The sequence below is a fragment of the Flavobacterium sp. I-STPP5a genome (assembly GCF_009764685.1).
GTDB lineage: Bacteria > Bacteroidota > Bacteroidia > Flavobacteriales > Flavobacteriaceae > Flavobacterium.
Window position 1 is genome coordinate 188,671 of record NZ_VHLM01000057.1, and the last position, 21,285, is coordinate 209,955.

26 protein-coding genes are annotated in these 21,285 nt (G+C 32.0%); 16 read left to right on the forward strand and 10 right to left on the reverse strand.

Features of this window, described 5'->3' with window-relative positions; translation table 11 throughout:
* The first annotated feature begins 135 nt into the window (after positions 1 to 135).
* Positions 136 to 831, forward strand: coding sequence for a LytTR family DNA-binding domain-containing protein (locus FJV36_RS11405; RefSeq protein ID WP_158729977.1), 696 nt, complete (start codon positions 136 to 138; stop codon positions 829 to 831).
* A gap of 12 nt (positions 832 to 843) precedes the next feature.
* On the opposite strand, the gene priA is transcribed toward FJV36_RS11405, so the two are convergent.
* From priA to nadC, 4 genes are all read right to left on the reverse strand, one after another.
* The gene (gene priA, locus FJV36_RS11410; protein WP_158729978.1) at positions 844 to 3,294 is read right to left on the reverse strand and encodes a primosomal protein N'; all 2,451 of its coding nucleotides are present in this window, start codon (positions 3,292 to 3,294) and stop codon (positions 844 to 846) included.
* A gap of 69 nt (positions 3,295 to 3,363) precedes the next feature.
* Positions 3,364 to 3,792 carry a DUF2147 domain-containing protein gene (locus FJV36_RS11415; RefSeq protein ID WP_158729979.1) on the reverse strand — a complete coding sequence of 143 codons (429 nt, stop codon included), beginning with the start codon at positions 3,790 to 3,792 and terminating at the stop codon, positions 3,364 to 3,366.
* Between the two features lie 63 nt (positions 3,793 to 3,855).
* On the reverse strand, positions 3,856 to 4,764 hold the full coding sequence (locus FJV36_RS11420; RefSeq protein WP_158729980.1) for a YihY/virulence factor BrkB family protein: 909 nt from the start codon (positions 4,762 to 4,764) through the stop codon (positions 3,856 to 3,858).
* The gene (gene nadC / locus FJV36_RS11425; RefSeq protein WP_158729981.1) at positions 4,761 to 5,618 is read right to left on the reverse strand and encodes a carboxylating nicotinate-nucleotide diphosphorylase; all 858 of its coding nucleotides are present in this window, start codon (positions 5,616 to 5,618) and stop codon (positions 4,761 to 4,763) included. Before nadC ends, FJV36_RS11420 begins: the two co-directional genes overlap by 4 nt.
* 262 nt (positions 5,619 to 5,880) lie before the next feature.
* Here nadC and FJV36_RS11430 point away from each other — a divergent pair, with 262 nt between their 5' ends.
* From FJV36_RS11430 to rlmH, 3 genes are read left to right on the forward strand one after another with little or no spacing between them, the layout of a single operon-like run.
* Positions 5,881 to 6,336 (forward strand): hypothetical protein, encoded by a 456-nt coding sequence (locus FJV36_RS11430; protein ID WP_233264606.1) that lies wholly within the window; start codon positions 5,881 to 5,883, stop codon positions 6,334 to 6,336.
* A gap of 31 nt (positions 6,337 to 6,367) precedes the next feature.
* A complete protein-coding gene (locus FJV36_RS11435; RefSeq protein ID WP_233264607.1) occupies positions 6,368 to 6,859 on the forward strand; it encodes a CIA30 family protein in 492 nt (163 codons plus the stop codon).
* A gap of 57 nt (positions 6,860 to 6,916) precedes the next feature.
* Positions 6,917 to 7,390 (forward strand): 23S rRNA (pseudouridine(1915)-N(3))-methyltransferase RlmH, encoded by a 474-nt coding sequence (gene rlmH / locus FJV36_RS11440; protein ID WP_158729983.1) that lies wholly within the window; start codon positions 6,917 to 6,919, stop codon positions 7,388 to 7,390.
* Positions 7,391 to 7,429: 39 nt separating this feature from the next.
* On the opposite strand, the gene FJV36_RS11445 is transcribed toward rlmH, so the two are convergent.
* Both FJV36_RS11445 and folP read right to left on the reverse strand, forming a co-directional pair.
* Positions 7,430 to 8,050 (reverse strand): hypothetical protein, encoded by a 621-nt coding sequence (locus FJV36_RS11445; protein WP_158729984.1) that lies wholly within the window; start codon positions 8,048 to 8,050, stop codon positions 7,430 to 7,432.
* A gap of 3 nt (positions 8,051 to 8,053) precedes the next feature.
* A complete protein-coding gene (folP, locus tag FJV36_RS11450) occupies positions 8,054 to 8,878 on the reverse strand; it encodes a dihydropteroate synthase (protein WP_158729985.1) in 825 nt (274 codons plus the stop codon).
* 159 nt (positions 8,879 to 9,037) lie between these two features.
* Between folP and FJV36_RS11455 the strand changes: the two genes are divergently transcribed.
* From FJV36_RS11455 to tpiA, 5 genes are all read left to right on the forward strand, one after another.
* Positions 9,038 to 9,583, forward strand: a complete 546-nt coding sequence (locus FJV36_RS11455) for a DUF1599 domain-containing protein (protein ID WP_086454826.1) — start codon at positions 9,038 to 9,040, stop codon at positions 9,581 to 9,583.
* A 19-nt stretch (positions 9,584 to 9,602) separates the two neighbouring features.
* Positions 9,603 to 10,703: a BT_3928 family protein gene (locus FJV36_RS11460; RefSeq protein WP_158729986.1), complete on the forward strand. Its 1,101-nt coding sequence runs from the start codon at positions 9,603 to 9,605 to the stop codon at positions 10,701 to 10,703.
* Positions 10,704 to 10,884: 181 nt separating this feature from the next.
* Positions 10,885 to 11,076 carry a cold-shock protein gene (locus FJV36_RS11465; RefSeq protein ID WP_158729987.1) on the forward strand — a complete coding sequence of 64 codons (192 nt, stop codon included), beginning with the start codon at positions 10,885 to 10,887 and terminating at the stop codon, positions 11,074 to 11,076.
* A 217-nt stretch (positions 11,077 to 11,293) separates the two neighbouring features.
* Entirely contained in the window at positions 11,294 to 11,794 is a 501-nt protein-coding gene (locus FJV36_RS11470; RefSeq protein WP_158729988.1) for a TlpA disulfide reductase family protein, read from the forward strand.
* Positions 11,795 to 11,839: 45 nt separating this feature from the next.
* Entirely contained in the window at positions 11,840 to 12,592 is a 753-nt protein-coding gene (gene tpiA / locus FJV36_RS11475) for a triose-phosphate isomerase (protein ID WP_158729989.1), read from the forward strand.
* Positions 12,593 to 12,642: 50 nt separating this feature from the next.
* Here tpiA and FJV36_RS11480 read toward each other — a convergent pair whose 3' ends face one another.
* On the reverse strand, positions 12,643 to 13,866 hold the full coding sequence (locus FJV36_RS11480) for a porin (protein WP_158729990.1): 1,224 nt from the start codon (positions 13,864 to 13,866) through the stop codon (positions 12,643 to 12,645).
* A gap of 93 nt (positions 13,867 to 13,959) precedes the next feature.
* On the opposite strand from FJV36_RS11480, the gene prmA reads away from it, so the two are divergent.
* The 4 genes from prmA (at position 13,960) to FJV36_RS11500 (ending at position 17,151) form a co-directional block, all read left to right on the forward strand.
* The gene (gene prmA / locus FJV36_RS11485) at positions 13,960 to 14,793 is read left to right on the forward strand and encodes a 50S ribosomal protein L11 methyltransferase (protein ID WP_158729991.1); all 834 of its coding nucleotides are present in this window, start codon (positions 13,960 to 13,962) and stop codon (positions 14,791 to 14,793) included.
* A gap of 36 nt (positions 14,794 to 14,829) precedes the next feature.
* Complete coding sequence (locus FJV36_RS11490) at positions 14,830 to 15,105, forward strand: ATP-dependent Clp protease adaptor ClpS (RefSeq protein ID WP_158729992.1); 276 nt, start codon at positions 14,830 to 14,832, stop codon at positions 15,103 to 15,105.
* 93 nt (positions 15,106 to 15,198) lie between these two features.
* The gene (locus FJV36_RS11495) at positions 15,199 to 16,470 is read left to right on the forward strand and encodes a sterol desaturase family protein (RefSeq protein ID WP_158729993.1); all 1,272 of its coding nucleotides are present in this window, start codon (positions 15,199 to 15,201) and stop codon (positions 16,468 to 16,470) included.
* Positions 16,471 to 16,479: 9 nt separating this feature from the next.
* The gene (locus FJV36_RS11500) at positions 16,480 to 17,151 is read left to right on the forward strand and encodes a lysoplasmalogenase (RefSeq protein WP_158729994.1); all 672 of its coding nucleotides are present in this window, start codon (positions 16,480 to 16,482) and stop codon (positions 17,149 to 17,151) included.
* Positions 17,152 to 17,195: 44 nt separating this feature from the next.
* Here FJV36_RS11500 and FJV36_RS11505 read toward each other — a convergent pair whose 3' ends face one another.
* The gene (locus FJV36_RS11505; protein ID WP_086455231.1) at positions 17,196 to 17,612 is read right to left on the reverse strand and encodes a DUF6691 family protein; all 417 of its coding nucleotides are present in this window, start codon (positions 17,610 to 17,612) and stop codon (positions 17,196 to 17,198) included.
* 13 nt (positions 17,613 to 17,625) lie between these two features.
* A complete protein-coding gene (locus FJV36_RS11510) occupies positions 17,626 to 18,186 on the reverse strand; it encodes a YeeE/YedE family protein (protein ID WP_158729995.1) in 561 nt (186 codons plus the stop codon).
* Between the two features lie 169 nt (positions 18,187 to 18,355).
* On the opposite strand from FJV36_RS11510, the gene FJV36_RS11515 reads away from it, so the two are divergent.
* The 3 genes from FJV36_RS11515 to FJV36_RS11525 all read left to right on the forward strand — a co-directional run bounded on the left by FJV36_RS11515 (position 18,356) and on the right by FJV36_RS11525 (position 20,635).
* Positions 18,356 to 18,805: a 2-dehydro-3-deoxyphosphooctonate aldolase gene (locus FJV36_RS11515; protein ID WP_158729996.1), complete on the forward strand. Its 450-nt coding sequence runs from the start codon at positions 18,356 to 18,358 to the stop codon at positions 18,803 to 18,805.
* A 147-nt stretch (positions 18,806 to 18,952) separates the two neighbouring features.
* Positions 18,953 to 19,771: a 3-deoxy-8-phosphooctulonate synthase gene (gene kdsA, locus FJV36_RS11520; RefSeq protein ID WP_158729997.1), complete on the forward strand. Its 819-nt coding sequence runs from the start codon at positions 18,953 to 18,955 to the stop codon at positions 19,769 to 19,771.
* Between the two features lie 18 nt (positions 19,772 to 19,789).
* On the forward strand, positions 19,790 to 20,635 hold the full coding sequence (locus FJV36_RS11525; protein WP_370514396.1) for a hypothetical protein: 846 nt from the start codon (positions 19,790 to 19,792) through the stop codon (positions 20,633 to 20,635).
* Positions 20,636 to 20,863: 228 nt separating this feature from the next.
* Here FJV36_RS11525 and FJV36_RS11530 read toward each other — a convergent pair.
* Positions 20,864 to 21,285: integrase core domain-containing protein (locus FJV36_RS11530; RefSeq protein ID WP_158728933.1), on the reverse strand; the 422-nt coding region annotated here is incomplete at its 5' end.

Here is a 21,285-nt window from a genome sequence, read left to right on the forward strand (position 1 = left end):
GCAAAAGTAGCAAAAAAATTAGATAAAAAAAGCTTTTGTAAATTTTTATCGATGTAAAGTAAAAAAATCCGATTAATTGAACCTGCCTAAAAAAAAAGTAGTATATTTACAGAACCTAATAAATAACTCTTTATTATGAAACTAAACTGTGTAGTAGTTGATGATAGTTCTATACAAAGAATGATTATCGCAAAGTTAGTAAACAACCATCCAAACCTTAATCTAATGGGGGATTTCTCTAATGCTATTGAGGCTAAGAACTATATTTCTATACATGATGTTGATCTCATTTTTTTAGATGTAGAAATGCCTGTAATTAGCGGTTTTGATTTTTTGGACGGTTTAAAAACAAAACCTCAAATTGTTTTCATTACATCAAAAGCTGAATATGCCATGAAAGCCTTTGATTATGATGCAACAGATTATCTCCAAAAACCAATTGCAATTGATCGCTTTAATTCCGCTGTCAAAAGAGCTATTGATAATTACCAATTAAAAAAAGAAAACAAAGAAGAAGAAGGCGAGCATATTTTCATTAAAAGCAACCTGAAAAAACTTAAAATCTTTACCGCCAAAATCAAATGGATTGAGGCTTTTGGCGATTATGTAAAAGTTGTTACTGAAGATGACAGTAATTTAGTACTCTCTACTATGAAAGCTTTTGAAAACGATTTACCTAAAGATAAATTTGTTCGCGTACACAAATCATATATCATCAACATCGAAAAAGTAGAACGCTTCAACAGTAAATTTGCAGAAATTGGATCTACAAAAATACCTTTAAGCCGTCACAAAAAAGAGGATTTAGTGAAAGCTTTATCCTACTCTTAAATCATCAGAATATCAATAGTAATCAACATTTAGAATTACTTTTATAGCTCTAAACTGCGCAACAGCTTCAAAACTATTCATTATTTTATGAATAGTTTTTTTTGTATTTACTAGTGACGTCGTATTCGGAATTTTAATGAGTATTGTTCGTATGTATTCATTCCTAATTCTACTTATCGCAGGCTCCTCAGGTCCTAATACCGGCATATTTAAGTTTTGACATAACACTTGATACAACCAAATTGAACCTTCATTGAGTTTGTCATAATTACGCTGTTTAAGCGTGAGTTTAATTAACCTAAAATAAGGTGGGTATTTATAAATTTGGCGGTCATATAGTTGCTCCTTATACATCCCATCATAATCATTGTGCGTTACCTGTTGTATGGTATTATGATTAGGATTATAAGTCTGAATAATTACTTTACCTTGTTTTACAGATCGTCCCGCACGTCCTGCAACTTGTGTCATCATCTGAAAACTTCTTTCAAACGCTCTAAAATCCGGATGAAATAACATATTATCTGCGTTCAAAATTCCGACTAAAGTAACATTGTCAAAATCTAAACCTTTTGCAAGCATTTGAGTACCTACTAAAATATCGATTTCTCTATTTTTAAAACTGTCAATAATTTTTTCAAAACCAAATTTTCCACGAGTAGTATCTTGATCCATCCTACCTATTTTGGAATTCGGAAACAATACCGCTAATTCTTGTTCTATTTGCTCCGTTCCAAACCCTTTTGTAGTCAAATCTATACTTGAACAAGCATGACAATTTGTAGGTTTGGCCATACTATAGCCGCAATAATGACAACGCAACTGATTCTTATTTTTATGAAATGTCAAACTTACATCACATTGCTGGCAATGAGGCACATGCCCACAAGTAATACATTCCATTATAGGAGAATATCCCCTCCTATTTTGAAATAAAATAACTTGTTCTCCCAAAACCAGCGCATCAGTAATAGATTGAATAAGATCATCACTGAAATGACCATTCATTTTCTTTCTAAAATATTTATCTTTTAAATCAACTAATTCTATCTGTGGCATCATCACATTTCCATGACGCTTTGTTAGTTCTACAAGTCCAAACTTACCTGATTTAGCATTGAAATAAGTCTCTAAACTTGGAGTAGCAGATCCTAATAACACTTTAGCTTTATGGGCTTGAGCCAAAACTATAGCCGCATCACGAGCATGATAACGTGGTGCAGGATCAACTTGTTTAAAAGTTTGTTCATGCTCTTCATCAACAATCAACAATCCTAAATCTTGAAAAGGCAAAAACAAAGCCGACCTGGCTCCTATTACAACTTGCGCTTTATCTGATTTTTGTAAAACCTGATTCCAAACCTCAATACGTTCATTATTATTATATTTCGAATGAAAAACGGCCACCTTATTACCAAAATAAGCTCTTAGTCTACCTACTAATTGAGTCGTCAAGGCTATCTCTGGAAGTAGATACAATATTTGACTTCCTAATTCTAGGTATTCTTCTATGAGCTTTATGTAAATTTCTGTTTTACCGCTAGAAGTTACCCCATGTAACAAACAAACCTCTTTAGTAGAAAAATCAGCTTTAATTTCACTTAATGCAAGCTGCTGATACGCATTTAATTCTAGCAAATCCTCAGTCAATTTGCCCTCAAAAACCACTCTGTCTTGTTGCAAATAATAATCTTCAAAAATCTCTTTCTCAATTAATGCCTTAACAATTACAGAAGACGAATGGCTAACTTCAATTAATTTTTTTACAGTAATAGGCTTTTTTTCGGTTGCACTTATTTGAAAATAAGACATCACAACATCTCTTTGCTTTGCCGCATTTTTTAAAGTTTCTAATAATTCATTCAATCCCTGATTCGAATCAAATTTAGGATGCAAACGAACATAGCGAACCAACTTAGGTTTGTAATTTTCTTGAACTTCTTCATGAAGAACTAGAATATTTTTATCCACTAATTTTTGAATAACAGGGAAAATATTTTTTTTATTCAAGATGGAAATAATATCCTGTACTTTCAATGAATTTTGTTGTTGAAGCGCCTCATAAACAAGAAATTCATCATCTGTTAATTGATTTGGATCAATAAAAGAATTACTTTTTTGGGAAATAACAGTTTCGCTCTCTAGGAGCAAAGCACTAGGTAATGCTCCCCTGTATACATCTCCAATAGCACACATATAATAAGATGCTATCCATTGCCAATGCTGAATTTGAATTTCAGTTACAATAGGAGTTTCATCAAGAATTTGGTTGATTTCCTTTGCTTCGTATAAGGATGGTTTGTTTTGATGAATTTCAATAACAAGTGCAGTGTAAACTTTACTTTTCCCAAATGGAACTGCTACTCGCATTCCCTTTTTTATAAAATGGAATTCAACTTCAGTTACGGCGTATGTAAAGGTTTTAGCTAAGGAAAGCGGTAAGATTACTTCAACAAAATACATCAATTTTGAAATTAAGAGTTATGAATTTGAGCTATGTATTACTGTAAACTCATAACTCTTACTACTTATTTACTTAACGCGATTCCAGGTTTGAGTTCTTCCAAACAAAGAAACACCGATGTAACCACGAACATTTAATCTATCATTACCTTCAAGAGCAATAAAACATTTATATTGTTTACCTGTAACTGGATCCAATATTTTTCCTGAATTATATTCTTTACCGTCTTTTTTAAGACCTTTGATAATAACTAAACCCATAATAGGTTTATTTTTTTCTTCACCTGTACATGCTGTACAAACACTTTTCTTTTTTTCTACATCAATAATATCAATAATTTTACCATAGATCACTCCTGATCTATCGTAAATTTCAACAATTGATTTGGCTTTGCCAGTTTCATCGTCAATTGTTTTCCATTTTCCCAAAACAGAGTGATTTTGACCATAAAAACTCATTGCTGCAAATAATGCAAAAATTGTAATTGTATTTCTCATCGTATTCATTTTTCTTGCCGTTGAAAAGACAAAGCTGCACTAACAGCTATTTTAATTAAACATTTACTCTTTCTTTAACTTCAATTTATTAATGGTTGCATTCAATTCAAATCCTAAAAGCAAAATCATGCAATTGATCCAAATATAAAACATTAATATTAACAAGGTCCCTATGGAACCGTACAATTCATTGTATTTTGAAAACTTTACAACCCAAATACCAAATAGATACGAGTCTAAAATGATCAAAATTGTAGTAAAAACAGAACCAATTGAAATGAAAGCCCTATTTTTATCATGTTTTGTTCCAAATTTAAACAAAATGGAAGTAGTCATTAAAATCATCAAAATAACAAAGGCATACCTTCCTAGAACTATCAATTGAATTTGATCACTAAAAACTGTCTTCTGCAAAAGCACTTCAAATACAACGATTGTTGCAACCGTTACTATTAACAAAAAAGACAACAACATTGACATTCCTAAAGCAACTATATACTGCCTTATAAATCCTCTTTTTACTAGTACATGCCTAGAAGTTTCAAAACCTCCTAAAATTCCATTTAATCCATTTGCCATTAAAAAAATAGATAAAATAAATCCAGATGACAACAAACCCGAGTCACTGTTATTTAAAATATCACTTATTATTTTATAAATGGCATCATACGTATTTGGTGGTACTCCATCTTTTACAAATAGTAAAAAATCTTCCTGAAAACCATCAATAGGTATGAACGGAATAAGATTTAATATGAACAACGCAAACGGAAACAAAGCCATAAAAAAACTAAATGCAACAGCACTAGCATGATAGGTAACCGCACTTTCAATAATTCCTATAACGTATAGCTCTATTAAATAATAAAGAGACAAGCCTTGTAGCCATGGTAGTTTTATTTTTTTTAAACCAATAACTACATTCCTTATTACTGGAATTTCAAGTAATTTGTCTTCTGTTTTTTTACTCATATCGCTTTTAAACTCAAATCCATGTTGTAAACAGAGTGCGTTAATGCACCTGATGAAATGTAATTTACGCCACACTCAGCATACTCACGTATCGTAGCTTCATTAATATTACCGGATGATTCAGTCAAACACTTAGATCCAATTAAAGCTACTGCTTTTTTTGTATCTTCAAAATTAAAATTATCAATTAATATCCTATAAACCCCATCGTTTTGCAAAATTTCTTTAATTTCATCTAAATTTCTAGCTTCTACAATAATTTTTAAATCCAAAGAATTATCCTTGAGAAAAGATTTAGTCTTGGCTATAGCCAAAGAAATTCCACCAGCAAAATCATTGTGATTATCCTTAAGCATTATCATATCATACAACGCAAAGCGATGATTTTCTCCTCCTCCTATTTTTACAGCCCATTTTTCACAAGCTCTAAATCCTGGTGTGGTTTTTCTAGTATCTAAAATTTTAGTGTTCGTACCTTCAAGTAAAGCAGCAAACTTCTTAGTTTTTGTTGCAATTGCTGACATGCGTTGCATGGCATTCAAAACAACGCGCTCCGATTTTAAAATGGATTGAGAACTACCTGATACATGAAAAACAACATCCCCTTTACGAACAGCAGCACCATCTTTAATAAAGGTTTCAATAAGCAAACTAGGATCCACAAATTTAAAAACCATTTTAGCAAATGCTACTCCTGCAATTACTCCATCTTCTTTTACTAATAATTTAGCTTTACCAATTGCCGTTGCAGGAATACAAGCTAAAGAGCTGTAATCACCCGGACCAACATCTTCTCTAATGGCATTTTCAATGAGTAATTGTAGCTCTTCTTGAAACTTTTCTTCGCTAATCATAGTTAAAAATTTAAGTGCTAAAGTAAGATAATATTTGTCTAAAATAAAATATCTCCTGCTCCTAATTTTTGAAATCAAATATTAAAAAATGTAAACCTTTGATTTTTTGACAAATCCCCTCTTATTTTTAAAAGAATCAGTTGAAAATTGCAACCTTTAATTAACTGGATACTATTCATAAACAAGATTTGAAATTTAAGAAACCCTCCTTGTACAACTTTGTGAATTTTGTATCTTTGAAATGAATTATCTTGAACCTATTATGAAAAAAACATACGCTCTACTACTCCTGTCTAGCTTGCTAATTGTTTCTTGTAAAAAAGAAGCAGAAACAGCTCCTGAACTTAAAAAAAATGTTGTCCCATTTACTGTTGTAGGCAGTCAAATGAAAAATGAAGCTGCAATTGCAAATCAGCCTCAACAAAAAGCAATAACAAACTCAGTGCCAAATACTGCTCCTGTACAAAAAGGAATGAATCCAGCACACGGACAACCAGGACATCGATGCGATATTCCTGTGGGCGCCCCTCTAAATAGCACCCCTGCTGCTACCGCTCCTGCGCCGAAAACTCAAACTGTTCAAGTGCCAGCAAATCCAGTCACAACTGTCACCAATAATACAGAAAAGATAGTTACGCCAGAAGGAATGAATCCTCCTCATGGTCAAGAAAATCATAGATGTGATATCACTGTAGGCGCACCATTACCCAAACAATAATTTTTAATTTTCGCACAGCCAATTACTAAACATGGAATCATTGCTATTGTACAAATTTTATAAAGATTGTAATTTATCACAGTGGAAGATTGTCAATGACACCATTATGGGAGGTCAATCCAGAAGTACTATTATTTGTAATACCGAAGGAAAAGGCCTGTTTGCTGGCACTGTTTCATTAGAGAATAACGGTGGTTTTTGTGCTGTAAAATACACTTTTGATCGGTTATCATTGCAAGATGCAAAGTCATTTTCTGTTAGATTGAAAGGTGATGGAAAAGCATACCAATTTAGGATAAAAAATGAAATTAGCGAAACTCATTCTTATGTTTTTGCATTTGAAACCACAACAGATTGGTGCACTGTAAATATTCCCATCAGTGAATTGGAACCAGCGTTTAGGGGTCAAAAACTGAACTTACCGCAATACAATGGAGAACAACTTGAAGAAATTGCTTTTTTAATTGGCAATAAAAAAAACGAAACTTTTGAGTTAGCAATAGAAAGTATTACTATAGTATAGGTATTACAATCGCCAGGAAAAAAACTTAAATTTTCTGTGTGAAATATAAAAAAACAGATGAATATCAAACTAATAGCCATTGGCAAAACAGATAATAAAGAATTGCAATCTTTAATTAATGATTACACCAAAAGATTGTCCTTTTACATCAAATTTGATTTAGAAATTATTCCTGACATCAAAAATGTAAAGAATTTATCTGAAAGTCAGCAGAAGGAGAAAGAAGGCGAATTGATTTTATCAAAAATAAATCCTACTGATCAACTTATTTTGCTAGATGAAAATGGAAAAACCTTTTCGAGTGTACGTTTTTCCGATGAACTTCAAAAGAAAATGAATTCTGGAGTAAAAACTTTAGTTTTTGTTATTGGCGGTCCTTATGGATTTTCGGATACTGTTTATGCCAAAGCACAAGGAAAAATATCATTGTCTTTAATGACTTTCTCCCATCAAATGGTTCGGTTGTTTTTTATAGAGCAATTGTATCGCGGCTTCACTATTTTAAGAAACGAACCGTATCACCATCAATAATCATTTTGTTTAAAGTTTTCTTTGTTTGAAGTTTAGAGTTTAATAAATAAATTCCTGATTACTTTTTATTTGCACTTTTAAACTTTTGATAAAAATTTTATTTTGTATATAACTCCCAAAGCTTAAATCTTTATCAAACCTAAATAAAAAAGCAGTTGCAACCTCTTTAGGTAAAACATTATTAATTAAGTCTTTAAAATTTTCTTTTTTATAAACTTGGTTCTCAATTAAAATCTCATTATTCTTATTGAAAAATATGATGGTTCCAATTGGTTTTTCCATTTTATAATACACATTTGTAAAAGGAATAAAAGCTAGATTTTTACCGATTGTATCGGCGTAGGAATAATAATTTTCGGCCTTTTCATTCTTGTGTGCTTTATCTTCTCGCTTTTTTTGTTGCAATTTCATTATTTCTGGGATTACGAGTCGTAACGGTAAGCGTTTGTCAACATTTAAAATCCAATTGGTCGAAATAATACTGTTTTTCCTGTTCACTACTGCAAGTGTATCTTTGCCCTTTGTCTCAAAAAAAATATAAATAGGTGACAAATCAGTTACCTCCTTAACAATTGTCAAATTAGACTTTGGTAACAAAACCTGCTCTTGTTTTCCGCATGAAACCAACACAAATAGTGTAATAACTATAAAATATTTCATCTTTTAAGAATTAAGTTTGTTGTACAAAGTCACACATTCCATCGCTTCTTTTACATCATGAACACGCAGGATTTTAGCTCCCTTTACTAATGCCAAAGTATTCATAACGGTTGTACCATTGAGCGCGTCCTGCGCCGTAGTATTTAGTGTTTTGTAAATCATTGATTTTCTGGAAACCCCTACTAAAAGAGGTACATTTAAACTAGAAAACAATTCTAACTTACTAAAAACATCAAAGTTTTGAGCAGTAGTTTTGGCAAAGCCAAAGCCTGGATCAACAATTATATCATTAATCCCCAAACTTCTTGCAAATGCTACTTTTTCAGAAAAATAAAACATCATTTCTTTTACAATATCATGATAGTCCGTGAGTGTTTGCATGGTTTGAGGATTTCCCCGCATGTGCATCATTATATAAGGAACAATATACTTAGCGATGGTTTCAAGCATTTTAGTATCTAAATTCCCTGCGGAAATATCGTTTATTAGGGCTGCGCCACTCTCAAGTGTGGCCCGAGCAACTTCGCTTCTAAAAGTATCTATGGAAAGAATTGTATCAGGAAAATGTTTTAGAACCAAATCTACAACAGGTACAATTCTAGAAATCTCTTCGTTTTCCGAAACAAATTCAGCATTTGGTTTACTAGAATACGCACCAATATCTATAAAAGTTGCACCGTCAATTCGCATTTTCTCAACTTGAGAAAGAATATCCGATTCATTTTTATATTTTCCACCATCAAAAAAAGAATTAGGTGTTACATTTAAAACTCCCATTACTTTGGGCGTTGACAAGTCAATAAGTAATCCTTTGCAATTAATAGTCATTTTGTGTTTTTCAGTGTTCGTTTGTAGGTAAAAGTTCAAATGCCAAGATCATTTACATTCAAGCATGATAATCAAAGTATGGTTAAGCGTTATTGTACTTTGTACTTCAATCTTAATTCTTTACTTTTGAAAAAATTTGAATACAAATATACATCAATAATGAAGAATACTTCAAAAGAATATGACGGGGTTATAACCATTTGTAGAACCCTATTTGTTAACAAAATGAAAGATTACGGTTGTGCTTGGCGCATACTTAGACTTCCTTCGTTGACAGATCAAATTTATATCAAAGCTCAAAGAATTAGGAGCTTACAAGAAAATGAAGTTCGTAAAATTGATGAAGATGAAACTGGTGAATTTATAGGAATTATAAACTACTCCATCATGGCTTTGATTCAACTAGAACTTGGAGTGGTAGATCAACCCGATTTAGAAGTGACACATGCTACTCAATTGTACGATGCTAAAATTGAATTGACTAAAAAACTTATGGAGGATAAAAATCATGATTACGGAGAGGCATGGCGTGAAATGCGCGTAAGTTCTCTTACTGATTTGATTTTACAAAAATTACTTCGCGTGAAGCAAATAGAAGACAATAAGGGGAAAACATTAGTCTCTGAAGGGATAGATGCTAATTATCAGGACATGATAAATTATGCTGTATTTGCACTAATTTTAATGGGTTTTGGAAATAAATAAGAACTGCTAAGTACTCAATATGAAAAATATAATAACTCAATTTTCAAGAATTTTTGTTGGAATCCTATTCATTATTTCAGGATTAATAAAGCTAAATGATCCTGTAGGGTTTTCATACAAACTAGCCGAATATTTTAGCGAACCAGTGTTTAATATGCCTATTTTTATACCGCTTTCATTATCACTAGCCTTATTCCTTGTGATTCTAGAGGTGGTTTTAGGGATCATGTTGCTCATTGGTTACAAATCTAAATTTACAATTTGGAGTTTACTCATCTTAATTGTTTTATTTACTTTCTTGACCTTTTACTCTGCTTATTTTAATGTGGTCAAAGATTGTGGTTGTTTTGGCGACGCTTTAAAACTAACACCTTGGCAATCCTTCACTAAAGACATTGTATTACTATTCTTTATACTTGTCTTATTTTTCAACAAAAAACTAGTAAATCCATTATTTCCTAGAATTCTTCAACACGCTATTTTTATATTGAGCATCTTAGCTTGTTGCTTTTTGGGGTATTGGGTATTAAATCATTTACCACTAATTGATTTCAGACCATACAAAGTAGGGAACAATATTCAAAAAGGAATGCGAATTCCTGATGGCGCTCAAAAATCAGTTGTGGAAATGATATTCATTTACAAAGTGGGTGGTGTAGAAAAAGAATTTACCGAAAAAGATTTGATGTCAATTCCTGAAGGTGCTGTTTTTGTGGACCGAAAAGACAAAGTGATTACTGAAGGCTATGTTCCACCAATTCATGATTTCACAATGGAAAAAGACGACACTGATTATAAGGATGAATTTCTACAAGAGCCAAAACTTATTATGATTACAGCATATGACTTAGATCTAGCCGACGCCACTGGGATGCAAAAAGTAGAAAAACTAAAACAACAGGCTGTAGCCAAAGGGTATAAAGTAATAGGTTTAACTGCCTCTACTCCAGAAAAATTAGAGTCAGCACAGAAAAAATTCAAATTTACGTTTGACTTTTATTTTTGTGATGCCATTACGGTAAAAACTATTGAAAGAGCAAATCCAAGCATCATAGTTCTAGATAAAGGAACTGTTATTCAAAAAGTTCATCATAATGATATTGATCAATTAAAACTGTAATTTCAATATAAATCAAAGTTAAAAAGTCCTAAAGCAAGTGTGCTTTAGGACTTTTTTGTTTCAGAAGCGCGTAAACAAATACTAGCTTATTATCAATGATTTATAATCTTTACAACTTTAAATAGATTTGTTAAGATTTTTAATTGTAATTTTATTCTTTATTAATAAAAAAAACAATAACATGATTAAAGGAGTAGTTAAATTCTTCAATGAAGATAAAGGGTTCGGATTCATTACAGAAGAAGGCTCAGGAACAGATCATTTTGTGCACATTTCTGGTGTAGTAGATCAAATTCGCGAAGGTGACCAAGTAGAATTTGAATTGCAAAATGGAAAAAAAGGATTAAATGCAGTTCAAGTTGTAGTAATCTAATAGTAGTTGTACTAAAAAATTAAAGCTCGTTGGTTTTTCCATCGAGCTTTTTTTTGCTTAAAATCTCGTTCTGAAAGAGCGACACATCAAAATTATTGCATGATCTTAAAACTATATCGATATTGTAGTATTAATTTCGAAAAATGACATCAAATTCTATTTTTAGGACTAGAGCTTTCAAATTCTTTGATTAACTTTGTTTAAAACAAAAATGAAAATGAAAAAAATAATAGCTTTATTAATAGTATTTGCCACCTATTCTTGCACGACAAATGCTCAAAAAACTGAATTCACAAAGAAAGCATTGTCCGAAACACTACTAGCAACTAATGGCACTCAGGTAGCATTTAAAAACATTCTAAAAAAACACAAAGGAAAAACACTTGTAATTGAAGTGTGGGCTTCTTGGTGTGGTGACTGTGTAAAAGCAATGCCAAAATTAAAGGAGCTTCAAGCAAACAATCCAGATGTTGACTATGTATTTATATCAATGGATAAAACTGCCGATAAATGGAAAGAAGGAATTGAAAAACACCAACTAAAAGGCGATCATTATATGGCTAATGACCAAATGAAAGGTGTATTTGCAAAAGAAGTTGACGTTGACTGGATTCCGAGATATATAATTGTAGACAAAAAAGGAAAAATTGTTTTGTACCGAGCTATAGAAACTGATTTTGAAAAAATTAACGAAACTTTAAAAAGTTTAAAAAAATAACCATTAAAATGCTTTTAGCATTATAAACCATAAGAAAACCGAATCATGAGAAAAAAAATTGTAGCTGGAAATTGGAAAATGCATAAAAATGCAGAACAAACTGAGGATTTATTAAATGAGTTGATTGCAAAGTTACCAACTGAAACAAATGCACATGTTATGGTTGCACCTACATTTGTTAACCTAGCATCAGCAGTAGATCACTTAGAGTTTACCAATATTGAAGTTGCAGCTCAAAATCTTCATGCAGCAGAAGGCGGTGCATTTACTGGAGAAATTTCGGCAGATATGTTAAAAAGCGTTGGTGTGACAAATGTCATTTTGGGACATTCAGAAAGAAGAGCTATGTTTCACGAAACTGATGCTGTGATTGCTGCAAAAGTAGATACTGCATTAAGACACGAAATGACTGTTTTATTCTGCTTTGGCGAAGAATTAAAAGACAGACAAACTGGAAACCATTTCAATATAGTAGAAAATCAATTGCGTGATGGATTGTTTCACATTGAAGCAAAAAATTGGGACAAAATTGTTTTGGCCTATGAACCCGTTTGGGCAATTGGAACTGGAGAAACAGCCTCTCCAGATCAAGCACAAGAAATGCATGAATTCATTAGAGAAACCGTAAGAAAATCTTTTGGAAATGATATTGCTGACGATGTATCTATACTTTACGGTGGTAGCGTAAAACCAGACAATGCTGTTGAAATATTCTCAAAGCCTGATGTTGATGGAGGATTAATAGGAGGAGCAGCATTAAAAGCTGATGATTTTGTTGCAATTGTAAATGCAATATAAATCCATAATACTTAAACTAAAAGCGGTACATTCAAGATGCACCGCTTTTTTTATATCCCAATCTCTATTTGAAAACGCAAAAACCAATTGTTTCTCTTGTCTCCATTAAAATAATGAACTGTATCAAAAGTGAGTTCACTTTGTACTTTAAAAGCATGTTCCCAAATATACTTAGTCACACCGATACTGTATTGTTTGGCATTAGGAGCTAAAATTTTAATATCATCACCCACTTTTTGATTAGAGAAACGACCTATGAACTCATAATTTGACGGAAAATTATAACTCAATTGATAATCATAACCTTCACCAACAAAAGCATAACTCACCTGAGAATTATCTAATGGGTTTATAGTAATTGCATTTTTTGATGTAGTACGCGACATATAACTAGACATTGCAGCCCAACCATTGTACTTAAACATGGCATCAATCAAAACTGATTTCATAGTTCTTTCTTGGAATAAATCATTTCCTAATTGACCTTGTGTGCGTTTTGCATTATTATTTTGCTGAAAAGCACCAGACAGCATGAATTTAGGCTTCTTTTCGCGTACAATATCTCCCTCAAAATAAGTACCATCTTTTGAGAAAGCTCCAAATGGCAATAGTTCTACTTTTGTAGTAACTGCAATACCTGCATCAGCATTTCCAGTTATATTACGCCCCTCGCCTGTTGATAATGCTCCTTTAAAATTATAAGAGAACTTATTTTGAAATTCATTAATATTGTGAACTTGAAACCCAAAATCCCTATCAATTGTAAACTTAGAATTATTAATTGATCTATCTGTAAGTTGCAATCCTCCCGATGAGTTTACACGTTGTCTATTTCCTGGAAGTTTAGTTTGTCCAAAACTTAAATTCCAATTTTTGTTCGGTCTATAAAAAACAACTGCATCTCTTATTATATTTAGATTTTCACCATCTTTGATTTCGCCTACATCACCCGGAGCAAATGAAAGTTGAATGGCATATAAAAACTTTGGCGAACCCACATACCCATCAAAACGCAATCTCAACCTGCGTATTTGACCGTCAAAACCAGCTGCTTCATCATCATTTTTAATGTAAGATACTCTGTTTTGTAAACGGAATCGAATATTCATTTGAAATAAACTGTCTGGAGATGTAATTCCAATACCTTTTCCAAAACTATAATAAGGCAAAGCAGATAATTTTAGATCATTATCCTGCTTGTTTTGTTGTATTGAAACTTGAGCAAAAACAACTACTCCAGTCATAAGGAATAGCAGTAAAATAAGTTTTTTCATTATAAAACATTGTTTGATGTACAAATGTAAAATAAATTTTAAATTACAAATGCCAATTAGTGCGTGATTCTTACCTTTGCAAAAAAAACTATCATGTCAAACATATATATTGGGTATCATTTTACAATAAGTCCAAAAGAAATTGGGTCTGAAATCTTAATAGCTGAATTAGGCGAAAAAGCATTTGAAAGCTTTACCGAAACTGAAAATGGAATTTCCGCTTTTGTACAAAAGGATTTATGGGACGAAATGATATTGGATGACATCCAAATATTACAATCGGAAGAGTTTACTATTGATTACACTTTTGAAGAAATTGAGCAAGTAAACTGGAATGAAGAATGGGAAAAAAACTTTGATCCCATTGATGTAGATGGAAAATGCCACGTTCGAGCTCCTTTTCATCCAAAAACCGATGCAGAATTTGATATAATTATAGAACCGAAAATGAGTTTTGGAACCGGTCACCATGAAACCACACACATGATGATTCAGCACTTACTAGAAATGGATGTTAAGGGTTTAAAAACACTTGACATGGGTTGTGGTACAGCTATTCTTGCCATTCTTGCCGAAATGAAAGGAGCTCAACCGATTGATGCTATTGATATAGACAACTGGTGTTATCTTAACTCAATAGAAAATGCAGAACGCAATAATTGTACTCATATTACCGTTTATGAAGGTGAAGCTGCATTACTCGAAGGTAAAAATTACGATTTAATAATTGCAAATATCAACCGTAACATTTTACTTAATGACATGAGTGCGTATGTAAAGAGTTTAAACACAAACGGAACCTTGCTCCTAAGCGGCTTTTATGAAGAAGACATACCCTTTATTGATGCTTCCTGCCAAGAAAATGGTTTAAAATACATCAAGAAATTTCAAAGAAATAATTGGGTTTCATTAAAATACACAAAATAATTCATACAGTTTTTTTAATAATTTAAAACGATTAAGATGAGTACGAAAGAAAAAGTTAGAGAACGGGTAAGCACAAAAGAATCAGTTGTGTCTGATAATGAAATTGTGGTATACAATGATGATGTAAATACTTTTGACCATGTTATTGATACATTAATCCGAGTGTGTGATCATACTCCAGAACAAGCAGAACAATGTTCCTTAATTGTACATTATAATGGTAAATGTACAGTAAAAACTGGGCCTTATGATAAGTTAAAAAACCAATGTACTCAATTATTACAAGCAGGGTTACATGCAGAGATACTCTAAGAAATTATTACTAGTTTTTAAAAAATAATTTTTTTGTGAATAATATAAAAACATTCTCTTTTTTTTCTATATTTGATTAAAAAAAATGTTTTTATGGAAGAATACGGTAGAATTTTAGTGTTTGTAATGCCTATCTTTTTGATCTTGATTATTATCGAGAAGATGTATGGGCATTACAAAGGAGAAGATACTTCGCCTAACATGGATTCTGTTTCAAGCGTGAGTTCCGGAATGATTAACTCCTTAAAAGATGTTTTAGGGCTTAGTATTACTCTGGTTTCATACGATTGGATTGTATCTAAAATAGCCTTATTCAATCTTGAAGCTTCTTTTTTAACCTACTTTATCGGTTTTATAGCTATTGATTTTTATGGATATTGGAGCCATCGTTTGTCACATCAAATTAACTTTCTATGGAACAAACACGCCATTCACCACAGTAGCGAGGAATTCAATTTGGCTTGTGCTCTGCGCCAACCTGTTTCCAGTTTCGTCAATTTGTTTACCTTTTTATTGATTCCAGCAGCACTTTTAGGAGTTCCCTCTAAAGTGATTGCAATTACCCTACCAATACATTTATTTCTTCAATTTTGGTACCACACCAAACACATTAAAAAGATTGGTTTTCTAGAAAACATACTAGTTTCTCCATCGCATCACAGAGTACACCATGCGATCAACCCTGAATATATGGACAAAAATCATTCACAAATATTCATTATTTGGGATAAATTGTTTGGAACTTTTCAAGCGGAATTAGAAAGCGCTCCACCTGTTTTTGGAATTACAAGACCAGCTAGAACGTGGAATCCAATTCGTATTAATTTTCAACATCTATGGTTGCTTATTACCGATGCTTGGCGTGCAGAAAACTGGAAAGATAAGTTTACCATTTGGTTTAAACCAACGGGCTGGCGTCCAGAAAATTTTGAAGAAAAATATCCTGTAACCAAAATTACTAATGTCTACGATTTTGAAAAATACGGTGTTCAACATTCTAAAAAACTGATGTACTGGTCGTTGTTTCAAGCTATTATTACGTTGTTACTAATTAGTTATATGTATAATTCTATCGCAATAATAGGTTTGCCAAATGTATTTATTTACGGCGCATTCATTTTCCTTACGGTTTACAGTTACACGGAACTTATGGATACACGTAAAACTTCTGTATTATGGGAAGTTATCCGGTTTGTATTTGGAATTGGACTGATTTTCTATTTTGGAGATTGGTTTGGAATGGATCAACTCTTTCCTTTTGCCAGTTCTATTGTTGGCGGTTACCTGGTTTTATCCTTAGCTGTAACGGTATATTTTGTTAGCATAAATTTTGAAAAAGAAACAATGATTGTAGCTCAATCTTAACACGAAACAATGAAAAGCACCATAATATTAAAAAGTTTCATTGGCTTTAGCCTAGTCTATCTTTTAATAATTCTTTTTGAAAAAGAAGAAATTGCGTGGTTTTTGAAGCCACTTCTATTGCCTTTTCTAATTCTGGCCGTATATATAAACGAAAAATTTAGTACCAAAAATATTCTTTTAACAGCTTTAACTTTGTCGTGGATTGGTGATATAATTTTGATGTTTGCTGACAAAGGAGAATTGTATTTTATTGCAGGATTGATTGCTTTTTTACTTTCGCATATTTCTTATATCATACTCTTTAGTAAACAATTAAAGATTTATATAAATAAAAACAAAATCATTTACTGGATAGGAGTTACAGCAATTGCCTTATATTTAATTGTAATGATGCTGATTTTGTTACCAAGTCTGGGAGACTTAAAAGCTCCTGTTTTTGTTTATGCACTAACAATTTCCATTATGCTGCTATTTGCTCTTAAAGGATTTTTAAACTGGCAAAAACCTACAAGTATATACATTTTAATAGGCGCTACCGTTTTTGTGGCTTCAGATAGTATTTTGGCCTTTGATAAATTCTATGCGCCGTTGCAATACAGTTCCTTCTTGATTATGGCAACTTATTTAATTGCACAATATTTAATTGTTACAGGCATTTTGAAATTAAACAAAAAAAAGTAGCATTTCCTTAGGAGAATGCTACTTTAGAGTTAGATATTTTTCAATTAATGAGGTAACTTATTTTTCAATAAGCCATATAAATAAGTCCCCAAAAGAGCCCCGAACAACACTATAAGGACGGTCCAAAAACCAGCGCCAAGCAAAATAAATATAGGACCAGGACAAGAACCTACTAATGCCCAACCCAAACCAAAAAACAATCCGCCAATCCAGTAGCGAGCAGATCCTTTTTCTTTATCCGGAATTTCTATTGATTCTCCTTTGATGTCTTTGATATTATTTCTTTTTATGATTTGAATTCCAATAATTCCTGTCAAGATAGCTACCGAAATAATTCCGTACATGTGAAACGATTGAAATTGAAACATTTCATAAATTCTATACCAAGAAACAGCTTCAGATTTTGTTAAAACAATTCCGAAAATGAAACCAACCGCTAAAAATTTTATACTATTTTTCATTTATATATGAGGATTAATTTAGGATTAAAGGAAGTAAAAAATGAGCCATAATCAGACCTCCAATAAAAAAACCGATAACCGCTTCTAAAGAAGGTAGTTGTAAATTACTCAAGCCTGAAATGGCATGTCCTGAGGTACATCCACCAGCATAACGGGAACCAAAACCAATTAAAACCCCACCAATAAGTAGTATGAAGATACTTTTTGGTGATTCTAAAATAGCTGTTCCAAAAAGTGCATCCGGCACTAATTTTCCGTTTGGAGCTTCAATCCCAAGTTGTGCTAATTGTGCTATTGTTTTAGGATTAATATCCACATTTGAAGCATCACTCATGAAATGAACGGCAACAAATCCACCCAACATAGCTCCAAGAACAACTACTAAATTCCAGCGTTGTGCTTTCCAATCAAAATCAAAAAACGATACCCGTTTGCCTAAACCCGCAATAGAGCAAAGCGATCTTAAATTAGATGACATTCCGAAAGACTTCCCAAAATAAATAAGTGCTAACATAATAAATCCTATCAGTAAACCAGAAACGTACCAAGGCCATGTTTGAAAAACTATATCCATATTCTATTCATTTAATTTCTGCAAATATAATAAGCATTGACACACACTTAGAAATAAAAATTGGCTAAAGCGCAAACATAATAATTTACGATAACAAAAACCGTTATAATAAGGGTTCTGATTATATTTGTATCAACAAATCAAGATTAAACACAGAAAAATTTAAACTATGAAAAATACACTAATTATATTTATCCTCTTCATTACTTTATCGGGGTGTACGAGTACAAAATCTACGTTACAAAACACCGATGACAATGCACCTAACTTACAACTAACACAAAGAAACACATTTATTATAACTGAATATAGCACGGATAAAAAATACGGATACAATAAAGATTATCCTATCAATATTTTTTTTAATAACACCAACAACGAAACCATTAATCAAGAACGTTTTATAAATGCACTTGCAGGACCTAAAGGAGAAAAAATCACCTTTACCAAACTAGAAAGTTGTTGCCCCTTTCCAACAAAGAGAAGCGAAATGGGTGCAGGTCTGCTTGATGTATTTGAATTAAAATGGGATGGACAAAAACAACCTGTAATACTATACCTAAATATCTATGAAAAAGGAGTCATCAAAGTTCCTGTAGGTCTTACATTAAAAAAATAAAGAATTTCTGTTAGGTTACTATCTAAAACCAAGTTTTATAAAACAGAATTAGCATAGTAATTTATTATTAAAATACTTTTAAAAATTTTATGATTTCATCAATTTAAAATAAATCATAACTACATTTGCAAACTGAAAACACACACTATGAATATTCAAAATATCCCACAAATCAAACATACTGACAGCGGTAATTTCTTTTTACTTGCGGGTCCTTGCGCTATTGAAGGCGAAACAATGGCTTTACAAATTGCTGAAAAACTAGTTGGAATTACCAATGATTTAAAAATACCTTTTGTTTTTAAAGGGTCTTTTAAAAAAGCAAATCGCTCCAGAATTGACAGCTTTTCAGGAATTGGAGATGAAAAAGCATTAAAAATACTGAGAAAAGTTTCTGAAACATTTAATGTACCAACTGTAACTGATATTCATACTAATGAAGATGCTGCAATGGCGGCACAATATGTTGATGTACTTCAAATTCCTGCTTTCTTGGTAAGACAAACTGATCTTTTAGTAGCTGCGGCTAATACTGGTAAAGTTGTAAACTTAAAAAAAGGACAATTTATGAGTCCAGAAAGCATGAAACATGCTGTTCAAAAAGTATTGGATTGCCAAAACACAAATGTAATGGTGACAGATCGAGGTACTATGTTTGGATATCAAGATATGATTGTAGATTTTAGAGGTATACCTACTATGCAACAATATGCGTCTACGGTTCTAGATGTTACGCATTCTTTACAACAACCAAATCAAACTGCAGGTGTCACAGGTGGCCGACCAGACATGATAGAAACTGTTGCCAAAGCCGGAATTGCTGTTGGTGTTGATGGTATTTTCATTGAGACCCATTTTGATCCTGCAAATGCAAAAAGTGATGGCGCAAATATGTTGCATTTAGATTATTTTGAATCGCTAATGGTTAAACTTGTTGCCATAAGACAAACCATTAATAAATTTTAATTTAGAAAATTTCAATCATTGAAAAAAATAGCATTACACATCGCAATAATAGCATTTTCAAGTTTACAAATTGTAAATGCACAACAAGACGAAAAAATTCAAGAACGATATACAGCTCATAATAAGGGTAAATTTTTTGTTTCATGGGGAGGTAATAGAGATAGTTACACCAAGTCTGATGTTACCTTTAAAGGAAAAGATTATAATTTTACATTAGATAACATTACTGCTGATGATAAACCAAAAGGTTGGCATATTGATTATATAAATCCAACAAGAATGACCATACCACAAACTAACTTCCGTTTAGGTTATTTTATCAATGATCATTACAGCATTGCAATTGGCGTAGACCACATGAAATATGTCATGACACAAGGACAAACTGCGAATATCACAGGAGCTGTTTCAGCCGGCACTCCTTATGATGGTGTTTATAATAATAGTCCAATAGTATTAACAAAAGAATTTTTAACTTTTGAACATACAGATGGTTTAAATTATGTTAACACTGAATTTTCTCGACACGATGATATTTCTAAATTATTTAAAATTAAGAACACAGATAAAATTCAAGTTAATGTAACAGAAGGTTTTGGTCTTGGACTACTATATCCTAAAACCAACACTAAATTATTAGGAAAAGAAAGACATGATGATTTTCATGTTTCAGGCTACGGTACTTCACTTAAAGCAGGATTAAATATTACTTTTTTTAAACATTTTTATATTCAAGGAGAATTAAAAGGAGGATATATTAACATGCCGGATATTAGAACAACAAAAAGTACCGAAGATAGTGCATCGCAGAATTTTTTCTTCTTTCAAAGAATAATTGCATTTGGAGGAATTTTTAAAGTCTAATTTTTCATCAATATCCAACACAGAAGCTATCAAATTGATAGCTTTTTTTATACAAACGATTTTCAGTTCACTACATAAATTCATAATTATAATTGAATTGTATTATTTTGTAGGCTCTAGTAAGAAGTACGATCTATAAATTCAAGTAAAATCCTCACTATAAAAGGAAACAATAAATTGTTTTGACCCCTATAAAACAAGAGTATTATTCTAAATTTCGATTATTATTTATGCGGTTAATTTTTTCATTAAAATTAGATGCTTGTCCTGGTTCCATTTTTCTATTGGTGTAATGCGTCCTAAAAGGCCATGTAGCCTAGTATTATTATAGAAGATTACATATCTTTTTAATATTAGCTCAATTTCTCCAAAAGTTCTATAATCAACTCTTTGGAACACTTCTTTTTTTAATATTCCGTGATAGGCCTCAATATGCGCATTTTCTTCTGGTGTTGCTACATGTGTAAATTCTTGCTGAACTCCTATGAGTCCAAGGTATTCTCGAACACTTTTGGCAATAAACTGACTTCCATTATCACTTCTTATCACAACACTTTCAGGGTATTGGTATTCCAAAAATAAATCTGAAAGAAAAGCGATTACTTTGTCTTGTTTTATAGAAAAAGAGAAAAAATCTTTTAATATTCTGC

Bases quoted from the DNA above. Each gene is read 5' to 3' on its own strand.
- FJV36_RS11405 (WP_158729977.1), top strand. From the start codon at position 136: ATGAAACTAAACTGTGTAGTAGTTGATGATAGTTCTATACAAAGAATG.
- priA (WP_158729978.1), bottom strand. From the start codon at position 3,294: ATGTATTTTGTTGAAGTAATCTTACCGCTTTCCTTAGCTAAAACCTTT.
- FJV36_RS11415 (WP_158729979.1), bottom strand. From the start codon at position 3,792: ATGAGAAATACAATTACAATTTTTGCATTATTTGCAGCAATGAGTTTT.
- FJV36_RS11420 (WP_158729980.1), bottom strand. From the start codon at position 4,764: ATGAGTAAAAAAACAGAAGACAAATTACTTGAAATTCCAGTAATAAGG.
- nadC (WP_158729981.1), bottom strand. From the start codon at position 5,618: ATGATTAGCGAAGAAAAGTTTCAAGAAGAGCTACAATTACTCATTGAA.
- FJV36_RS11430 (WP_233264606.1), top strand. From the start codon at position 5,881: ATGAAAAAAACATACGCTCTACTACTCCTGTCTAGCTTGCTAATTGTT.
- FJV36_RS11435 (WP_233264607.1), top strand. From the start codon at position 6,368: ATGGAATCATTGCTATTGTACAAATTTTATAAAGATTGTAATTTATCA.
- rlmH (WP_158729983.1), top strand. From the start codon at position 6,917: ATGAATATCAAACTAATAGCCATTGGCAAAACAGATAATAAAGAATTG.
- FJV36_RS11445 (WP_158729984.1), bottom strand. From the start codon at position 8,050: ATGAAATATTTTATAGTTATTACACTATTTGTGTTGGTTTCATGCGGA.
- folP (WP_158729985.1), bottom strand. From the start codon at position 8,878: ATGACTATTAATTGCAAAGGATTACTTATTGACTTGTCAACGCCCAAA.
- FJV36_RS11455 (WP_086454826.1), top strand. From the start codon at position 9,038: ATGAAGAATACTTCAAAAGAATATGACGGGGTTATAACCATTTGTAGA.
- FJV36_RS11460 (WP_158729986.1), top strand. From the start codon at position 9,603: ATGAAAAATATAATAACTCAATTTTCAAGAATTTTTGTTGGAATCCTA.
- FJV36_RS11465 (WP_158729987.1), top strand. From the start codon at position 10,885: ATGATTAAAGGAGTAGTTAAATTCTTCAATGAAGATAAAGGGTTCGGA.
- FJV36_RS11470 (WP_158729988.1), top strand. From the start codon at position 11,294: ATGAAAAAAATAATAGCTTTATTAATAGTATTTGCCACCTATTCTTGC.
- tpiA (WP_158729989.1), top strand. From the start codon at position 11,840: ATGAGAAAAAAAATTGTAGCTGGAAATTGGAAAATGCATAAAAATGCA.
- FJV36_RS11480 (WP_158729990.1), bottom strand. From the start codon at position 13,866: ATGAAAAAACTTATTTTACTGCTATTCCTTATGACTGGAGTAGTTGTT.
- prmA (WP_158729991.1), top strand. From the start codon at position 13,960: ATGTCAAACATATATATTGGGTATCATTTTACAATAAGTCCAAAAGAA.
- FJV36_RS11490 (WP_158729992.1), top strand. From the start codon at position 14,830: ATGAGTACGAAAGAAAAAGTTAGAGAACGGGTAAGCACAAAAGAATCA.
- FJV36_RS11495 (WP_158729993.1), top strand. From the start codon at position 15,199: ATGGAAGAATACGGTAGAATTTTAGTGTTTGTAATGCCTATCTTTTTG.
- FJV36_RS11500 (WP_158729994.1), top strand. From the start codon at position 16,480: ATGAAAAGCACCATAATATTAAAAAGTTTCATTGGCTTTAGCCTAGTC.
- FJV36_RS11505 (WP_086455231.1), bottom strand. From the start codon at position 17,612: ATGAAAAATAGTATAAAATTTTTAGCGGTTGGTTTCATTTTCGGAATT.
- FJV36_RS11510 (WP_158729995.1), bottom strand. From the start codon at position 18,186: ATGGATATAGTTTTTCAAACATGGCCTTGGTACGTTTCTGGTTTACTG.
- FJV36_RS11515 (WP_158729996.1), top strand. From the start codon at position 18,356: ATGAAAAATACACTAATTATATTTATCCTCTTCATTACTTTATCGGGG.
- kdsA (WP_158729997.1), top strand. From the start codon at position 18,953: ATGAATATTCAAAATATCCCACAAATCAAACATACTGACAGCGGTAAT.